Annotated in this window: 5 protein-coding genes; 1 reads left to right on the top strand and 4 read right to left on the bottom strand. The window is 61.7% G+C overall.

Features of this window, described 5'->3' with window-relative positions:
* From HU218_RS07605 to HU218_RS07595, 3 genes are all read right to left on the bottom strand, one after another.
* On the bottom strand, nt 1-157 hold a 157-nt coding region (locus HU218_RS07605; RefSeq protein ID WP_281357132.1), incomplete at its 3' end, for an NAD(P)-binding domain-containing protein.
* 172 nt (nt 158-329) lie between these two features.
* Nucleotides 330-1,967, bottom strand: coding sequence for a bifunctional UDP-sugar hydrolase/5'-nucleotidase UshA (gene ushA / locus HU218_RS07600; RefSeq protein ID WP_174874340.1), 1,638 nt, complete (start codon nt 1,965-1,967; stop codon nt 330-332).
* A 135-nt stretch (nt 1,968-2,102) separates the two neighbouring features.
* The gene (locus tag HU218_RS07595; protein WP_174874339.1) at nt 2,103-3,788 is read right to left on the bottom strand and encodes a glutamine--tRNA ligase/YqeY domain fusion protein; all 1,686 of its coding nucleotides are present in this window, start codon (nt 3,786-3,788) and stop codon (nt 2,103-2,105) included.
* 198 nt (nt 3,789-3,986) lie between these two features.
* Between HU218_RS07595 and HU218_RS07590 the strand changes: the two genes are divergently transcribed.
* Nucleotides 3,987-5,372, top strand: coding sequence for an FAD-binding oxidoreductase (locus HU218_RS07590; protein WP_174874338.1), 1,386 nt, complete (start codon nt 3,987-3,989; stop codon nt 5,370-5,372).
* A gap of 116 nt (nt 5,373-5,488) precedes the next feature.
* Here HU218_RS07590 and astE read toward each other — a convergent pair whose 3' ends face one another.
* A complete protein-coding gene (gene astE / locus HU218_RS07585; RefSeq protein ID WP_174874337.1) occupies nt 5,489-6,502 on the bottom strand; it encodes a succinylglutamate desuccinylase in 1,014 nt (337 codons plus the stop codon).
* Nucleotides 6,503-6,545 lie beyond the last annotated feature (43 nt).

Here is a 6,545-nt window from a genome sequence, read left to right as displayed (position 1 = left end):
TCAGGGCATCAACCTTGCTCTGGTCGATGTCGAAGCCCAGGACCTTGAAGCCCACTTCATTGAAACGCAGCATCAGCGGCAGGCCGACATAGCCCAGACCGACGATGCCGATGACCGCGGATTTGTCCGCAATCTTTTTCAGGAACGCGTCTTTCACGTTGCTCAACTTTCTACAGAATTAGCTGCGGCCAACATGCTGTCGGTCCGCCAGAATGAACCGGGTGATTTTACAGGCAAACCGCGGCGCAGGGCAGAGCGCTGTGCGCTGATTTGTAACGACAATGCCCGGAAACGCGTTGGCCGCGTCTCCGGGCATCGGTTTTTGCCGCTTACTGCCGTACGACGCTGTCGCCCGGCTCGAAGTCGGCAGTCTTGATGCTGCCGTGGCTGCTGAAGTAGGCGCGCATCAGGTCGGCATCGACATAGCCGGTGTTGACATAGCCTTTGTGGGTGGTCAGGCGCGGATAGCCATCACCGCCGGCGGCAGTGAAGTTGTTCAACGCCAGCCGGTAGCTGCGTGCCGGATCAATCGGTTTGCCGCCGATCAGCGCCTGCTGCAACTCGCCTCCCGCGATACGCAACTGCACGCCGGAGAACTGGGCAAAGGCGCCGGAGCCGGCGCTCATTCTGGCGGCGGCTTTCAGATAATCCAGCGCTTCCTGCCCGCTCATGTCGATGTAGACCAGGGTATTGCCGAATGGCTGGACCTTGAGGATGTCCTTGTAGCTGATCTTGCCTTCCGGCAGCGAGTCGCGGATGCCGCCGGCGTTCATGATGGCAAAGTCGGCATGGGCCTTGTTCTTCATCACGCTGGCGATGAAGACCCCGAGGTTGGTCGGCTGCTTGCGGACCAGGGCGCGGTCGCCTTCCAGTTTGCCGTCGCTGCTGCCTAGCTGTTCGCTCAGTACGGTGTCGCCTTTGGCCTGATACGGTTGTAGCAGGGTCAGCATTTCGCGGCTTTGCGGAATCTCGCGGGTGTAGGTGACTTTGCGTTCCTTGCCGTCCTCACCCTTGACCTTGTGCTTCAGGTTTACCGGGATCAGCAGGTATTGCACCAGCTTGAACTCGCCATTGCGGTATTCGAAGTCGGCGCGGCCAACGTATTTGCCCCATTCGTGGGCCTGCACGATCCAGGCGCCGTTCTGGCGGTCCGGCGCGCAGTCGCTGCCCGGCACGTAGGCGTCGTTACGGACATTTTCCGCCTTCATGCATACCGGATTCTGGCTGTGGCCACCGACGATCAGGTTGAAACCTTTCACCTGGCGCGCCATTTCCACGTCGCCCGGCGCGTTAACGCCGTGTTCGCCGTCAGTGTAGTGCCCCATGTGGGTGGCGCCGATGATGACATCGGCCTTGCGCTGCAATTCCGGCATCAGGCGCGCGGCTTCTTTTGCCGGTGTGCGGAACTCGATACCCTGGGTGTTTTCCGGATTGGTCAGCTTCTTGGTGTCGTCGGTGGTCAGGCCCATCACCGCCACACGCACCCCGCCGAGGTCGAATACCTTGTACGGCGCGAACATGCGCTTGCCGTGCCGGTAGATATTGGCCGCCAGCATCGGGAACTGTGCCCATTGCCGCTGCTTGGCCAGTACCGCCGGCGGTTTGTCGAATTCGTGATTGCCCACCGCCATGGCGTCGTAGCCCAGCAGGTTCATGCCCTTGAAGTCCGGTTCCGCGTCCTGCATGTCGGATTCCGGCACCCCGGTGTTCACATCACCACCGTCCAGCAACAGGCTGTAGCCGCCATGAATGCGGACGTCGGCACGAATCTGGTCGATCACGCTCTTGCGTGCCGCCATGCCGTATTCGCCATCGCTGTTTTGCCAGAAGCGGCCATGATGGTCATTGGTGTGGATGATGGTAATGCGGTAGGTCTGGTCTTTCTGAGGCGCCGCCTGCGTCATGGCGGGCAGGTAGGCCAGTGCGCCCAGAATGGTCAGGTTGATGGCGGTTTGGCGTGTCGTCATGTAAGCCCCTTATATGCAATAAACCGGCAGCACAGCTCTGGCATGAAAAAAGCGGCAGCCCCTACGGGGGCATGCCGCCTTCATGATAGCGTGATAACGGAGCTGGCCGAAACTGCCGCCGTCCGGAACCGCGTATTACTTGCTCCAGGAGTCTTTCAGGCCAACGGTACGGTTGAATACCGGCTTGCTGCCGGCCTGGTGATCCTTGCGATCGGTTACGAAATAGCCGATACGCTCGAACTGGTAGCGGGTCTCCGGCGCCGCATCGCGGACTACCGGTTCCACGTAGCCGGTGATGGTAGTCAGCGAGTCCGGATTCAGGAACTGCATGAAGTCGACGTACTCGCCATCCTCGCCGCGTACCGCATCCGGGCGCGGCTCGGTGAACAGACGGTCGTAGAGGCGTACTTCGGCTTCCACCGCGTGGCTGGCGGCGATCCAGTGGATCACGCCTTTCACCTTGCGGCCAACCGGGTTCTGCCCCAGGGTGTCGTGGTCGATGGAACATTTCAGCTCCACGACCTTGCCGTCGGCGTCCTTGATCACCTCGTCGCACTTGATCACATAGCTGTAACGCAGGCGTACTTCGCCGCCGGCGGTCAGGCGCTGCCATTTCGGCGGCGGCACTTCGGCAAAGTCGTCGCGCTCGATGTAGATCTCGCGGGCGATCGGCACTTCGCGTTCGCCGAATTCCGGATGGTGTGGGTGGTACGGGGCGCTGCGGCTGGCGGTGACGCCTGCCTCAAAGTTGGTCAGCGTGACCTTGATCGGGTCCAGCACCGCCATTACGCGTGGCGCTTCGCTTTCCAGCGTCTCGCGCACTGCACCTTCCAGCACGCTGATGTCGATGATGTTCTCGCCCTTGGACACGCCGATGCGCTGCGAGAACAGGCGGATGCCGGCCGGGCTGTAGCCGCGGCGGCGCATGCCTTCGATGGTGGGCATGCGCGGGTCGTCCCAGCCGCCTACCTTGCCTTCGGTCACCAGCGCATTCAGCTTGCGCTTGGAAGTCAGCGCATACAGCAGCTCCAGGCGCGAAAATTCGTACTGGCGCGGGTGGCAGGCGATGCTGATGTTGTCCAGCACCCAGTCGTACAGCGGACGATGGTCTTCGAATTCCAGCGTACACAGGCTGTGGGTGATGCCCTCGATCGCGTCCGAGATGCAGTGGGTGTAGTCGTACATCGGGTAGATGCACCAGGTATCGCCGGTACGGTGGTGGTGGGCACGGCGGATACGGTAGATCACAGGGTCGCGCATGTTGACGTTGCCGGAGCTCATGTCGATCTTCAGGCGCAGGGTCTTGCTGCCATCCGGGAACTCACCGTTTTTCATGCGGGTGAACAGGTCGAGGTTTTCCTCGACGCTGCGGGTGCGATACGGGCTTTCGCGACCCGGTTCGGTCAGGCTGCCGCGATATTCGCGCATTTCTTCGGCGCTGAGGTCGCAGACAAAGGCGTGGCCGGTCTGGATCAGTTCCACCGCGTAGTCGTACAGCTGCTGGAAGTAGTCGGAGGCGTAGCGCACGTTGCCGTCCCACTGGAAGCCCAGCCAGGCTACGCTGTCCTTGATCGACTGCACGTACTCGTCGGATTCCTTCTCCGGATTGGTATCGTCCATGCGCAGATTGCACTTGCCCTGGTAGTCCTCGGCCAGGCCGAAGTTCAGGCAGATCGATTTGGCATGGCCCACGTGCAGGTAGCCATTCGGCTCCGGCGGGAAGCGGGTCACGATACTGTGGTGTTTGCCGGAGGCCAGATCCTCGTCGATGATGGCGCGGATGAAGTTGCTGATAACCGGTGCGTTGTTTTCTGCGGACATCGGATTGAAAGAAGTCAGTATTGGGATTAACGCGCGATTGTAACCCGATTGCGGTATTTCTCCGTAGTTTTCTCCGTCATGGCCGGCCGGCAAATGACGTAAGGGTTTCTTGCTGCGGCCGCCTGAAGCGGCAATGGCCGCGTGTTAGCATCGTGTCGGGTCGCCACCGGGGTGCGGCCAACCTGAACGGAGAAATCTGTGTCCCAGCCTCTCACCCGATTGCATCAACAATTACCGCAGCTGGTACTGCGTAGCGATGACGACAGTCGTCAGCACTACGGACTGGACTGGACGCGCTATTACCAGCCGGCACCACTGGCGATTGCCCTGCCAGGCACTGTTGCCGAGGTGCAGGGTATCGTGCGCTGGGCGCGCGAGCACAAGGTGGCGCTGGTGCCCTCCGGCGGCCGCACCGGTTTGTCCGGCGGAGCGGTGGCGGCCAGTGGCGAACTGGTGGTGTCGTTCGAGCGCATGAACCGTATCGGCGAGTTCGACCGCGTGGCGCGCACCGTGCAGTGCGAGCCCGGCGTGGTGACGGCGGCATTGCAGCAGTTTGCCGCCGGCAAGGGGCTGTGTTATCCGGTGGACTTTGCCTCCAGTGGCAGCAGCCAGCTGGGTGGCAATATCGCTACCAACGCCGGCGGTATCAAAGTGATCCGCTATGGCATGACCCGCGAATGGGTGGCCGGCCTGACGGTGGTCACCGGTACCGGCGAGCTGCTGGAACTGAACCGCGGGCTGGCCAAGAACAATACCGGCTACGATTTCCGTCACCTGTTTGTCGGCTCCGAGGGCACGCTGGGCTTTGTGGTGGGGGCCTGCATGAAGCTGGCGCTGCCGCCGCCACCGCAGGCAGTGCTGCTGCTGGCGCTGCCGGCGCTGGCCGATGTGATGCGGGTGTTCGAGGTGTTCCGCGAGGGGGTGGCGCTGTCGGCGTACGAGTTTTTCTCCGATCAGGCGCTGGGGTATGTGTTGGCGCGCGGCCAACAGCCGGCGCCGTTTGACGTGCGGGCGCCGTTCTACGTGCTGCTGGAGCTGGATGACCCGACACACTCCGGTGACGACACCGCGCTGAAACTGTTCGAGCGCTGCCTGGAGCAGGGCTGGGTGCTAGATGGTGTGTTGTCGCAATCGGCCCAGCAGGCGCAGCAGCTGTGGCGCTATCGCGAGAGCATCAGCGAGAGCATTACGCCGTACACGCCGTACAAGAACGACATTGCCGTCACCATCAGCCGGGTGCCGGCATTCATTGCCTCGCTGGATGCGTTGCTGGCGGCCAACTATCCGGATTTCGAAGTGATCTGGTATGGCCACATCGGCGACGGCAACCTGCATATCAACGTGCTGAAACCGCCGGCGCTGCCGCTGGAGGCATTCCGCGAGGCCTGCGAGCAGGTAAACGAACAGGTATTTGCGCTGGTGCGCGACTTCGGTGGCAGCATGTCGGCCGAGCACGGTGTCGGCCTGCTGAAGCGCGACTACCTGTCAGTAAGTCGCAGCGAACAGGAAATCCTGTTGATGCAGGGCATCAAAAATGTATTTGACCCTGATGGCATCATGAACCCGGGCAAGTTGCTGCCGTGATCTGAAAAATTGCATGAAAAATGCGCGGCGTCGGCAAATTGCTGACGCCGCGCATTTTTTTGCGCTCGCTCACAGGATATCCACAGCTTTTTCCCTGTTTGCCTGTGGATATGTGGCTAGTCCAGGGTGGCAGGTTCGATCACGATGCCGGCGCGCAGGCCGATGCCCACCTTGGGATTGGGGAACAGGATGCGCTCCTCGCCACCGTCGGCGACGTAACGGGTATCGACATCTTCTGCAATTGTCATGCCGTGCGGCAGGGCGGTGAAATTCTCCACGTCGTCGGCCAGATGCAGCACAAAGTCACCGCTGTGCTTCACGATGTCGTACTTGGCCTTGAACAGCCGTACCGCCGAGATGTCCGGGTTGGCCGCAGCGATGCGCCGGCCGGCGAGCAGCTCGCGCAGTGCGCGGTCGATGCCGGCAAAACGTGACAGATCGTTCTGGCCGAACGGGCGAGCCTTGCCCAGTTCCAGGGTGAAGGAATCGGCGCCGCAGCGTTCGCTGGTGTAGTAGCTGTAGGTAGCAGCCGGTTTGCTGTGCAGCAGCACGGTATCGACATCGGCGCCCAGTAGCCAGGCCAGTTGTTCCCGATTGTGGGCGCGGTCGTGGATGAAGGGGTAGATGGCGAAACGTTCGAATACCGAGCCGCGAATGGCGGTGTGCAGGTCGTAGTGACGGCGCGGCGCGGTAGCCGGCGTGGTGGCGAAAAAGCGCGATGCAGCCTGCTCCAGTTCAGCGGCACGGTGTGCTTCCTGTGCCGTCGGCTGTTTCTGGTGAGCGCCGTCGAACAGGCGGTTCATGTCGTAGTCGACGAAGCGCTTGCCGCTTTGCATCGCCGGGATATTGCCCAGCACGACCAGGATGCGGCAGGCCAGCGGCAAGGTGCCGGCAAGCAGGTCGGCCACAATGCTGTTGAGGATTTCGATCGGTGCGGTTTCGTTGCCATGCACGCCGGTGGACAACAGGATGTGTTCCTGCTGCGGGTTGGCCGCATGCGGCGCCAGCTCCAGCAGGCCGTGGCCCAGCCACTGTGCCTGCAGTGTCGGCGTGTGCCAGCTGGTCTGGTTCGGGCTGAGACCTTGCAGGGTGAGGTCGAGAAAATCGCGGGCAGGGGCAAACGGATTCATGCGTGGTCCTTTGTGAGATGCCCCATTCTAAGCAAACCCCGGT

This window comes from Vogesella oryzae, from assembly GCF_902829295.1.
Taxonomy (GTDB): domain Bacteria; phylum Pseudomonadota; class Gammaproteobacteria; order Burkholderiales; family Chromobacteriaceae; genus Vogesella; species Vogesella oryzae.
Note: the sequence above shows the minus strand (reverse complement) of the source record. Positions and strands in the feature narration are given on the sequence as shown.

Coding starts and splice junctions, on each gene's coding strand:
- ushA (WP_174874340.1), bottom strand. CDS start 1,967: ATGACGACACGCCAAACCGCCATCAACCTGACCATTCTGGGCGCACTG.
- HU218_RS07595 (WP_174874339.1), bottom strand. CDS start 3,788: ATGTCCGCAGAAAACAACGCACCGGTTATCAGCAACTTCATCCGCGCC.
- astE (WP_174874337.1), bottom strand. CDS start 6,502: ATGAATCCGTTTGCCCCTGCCCGCGATTTTCTCGACCTCACCCTGCAA.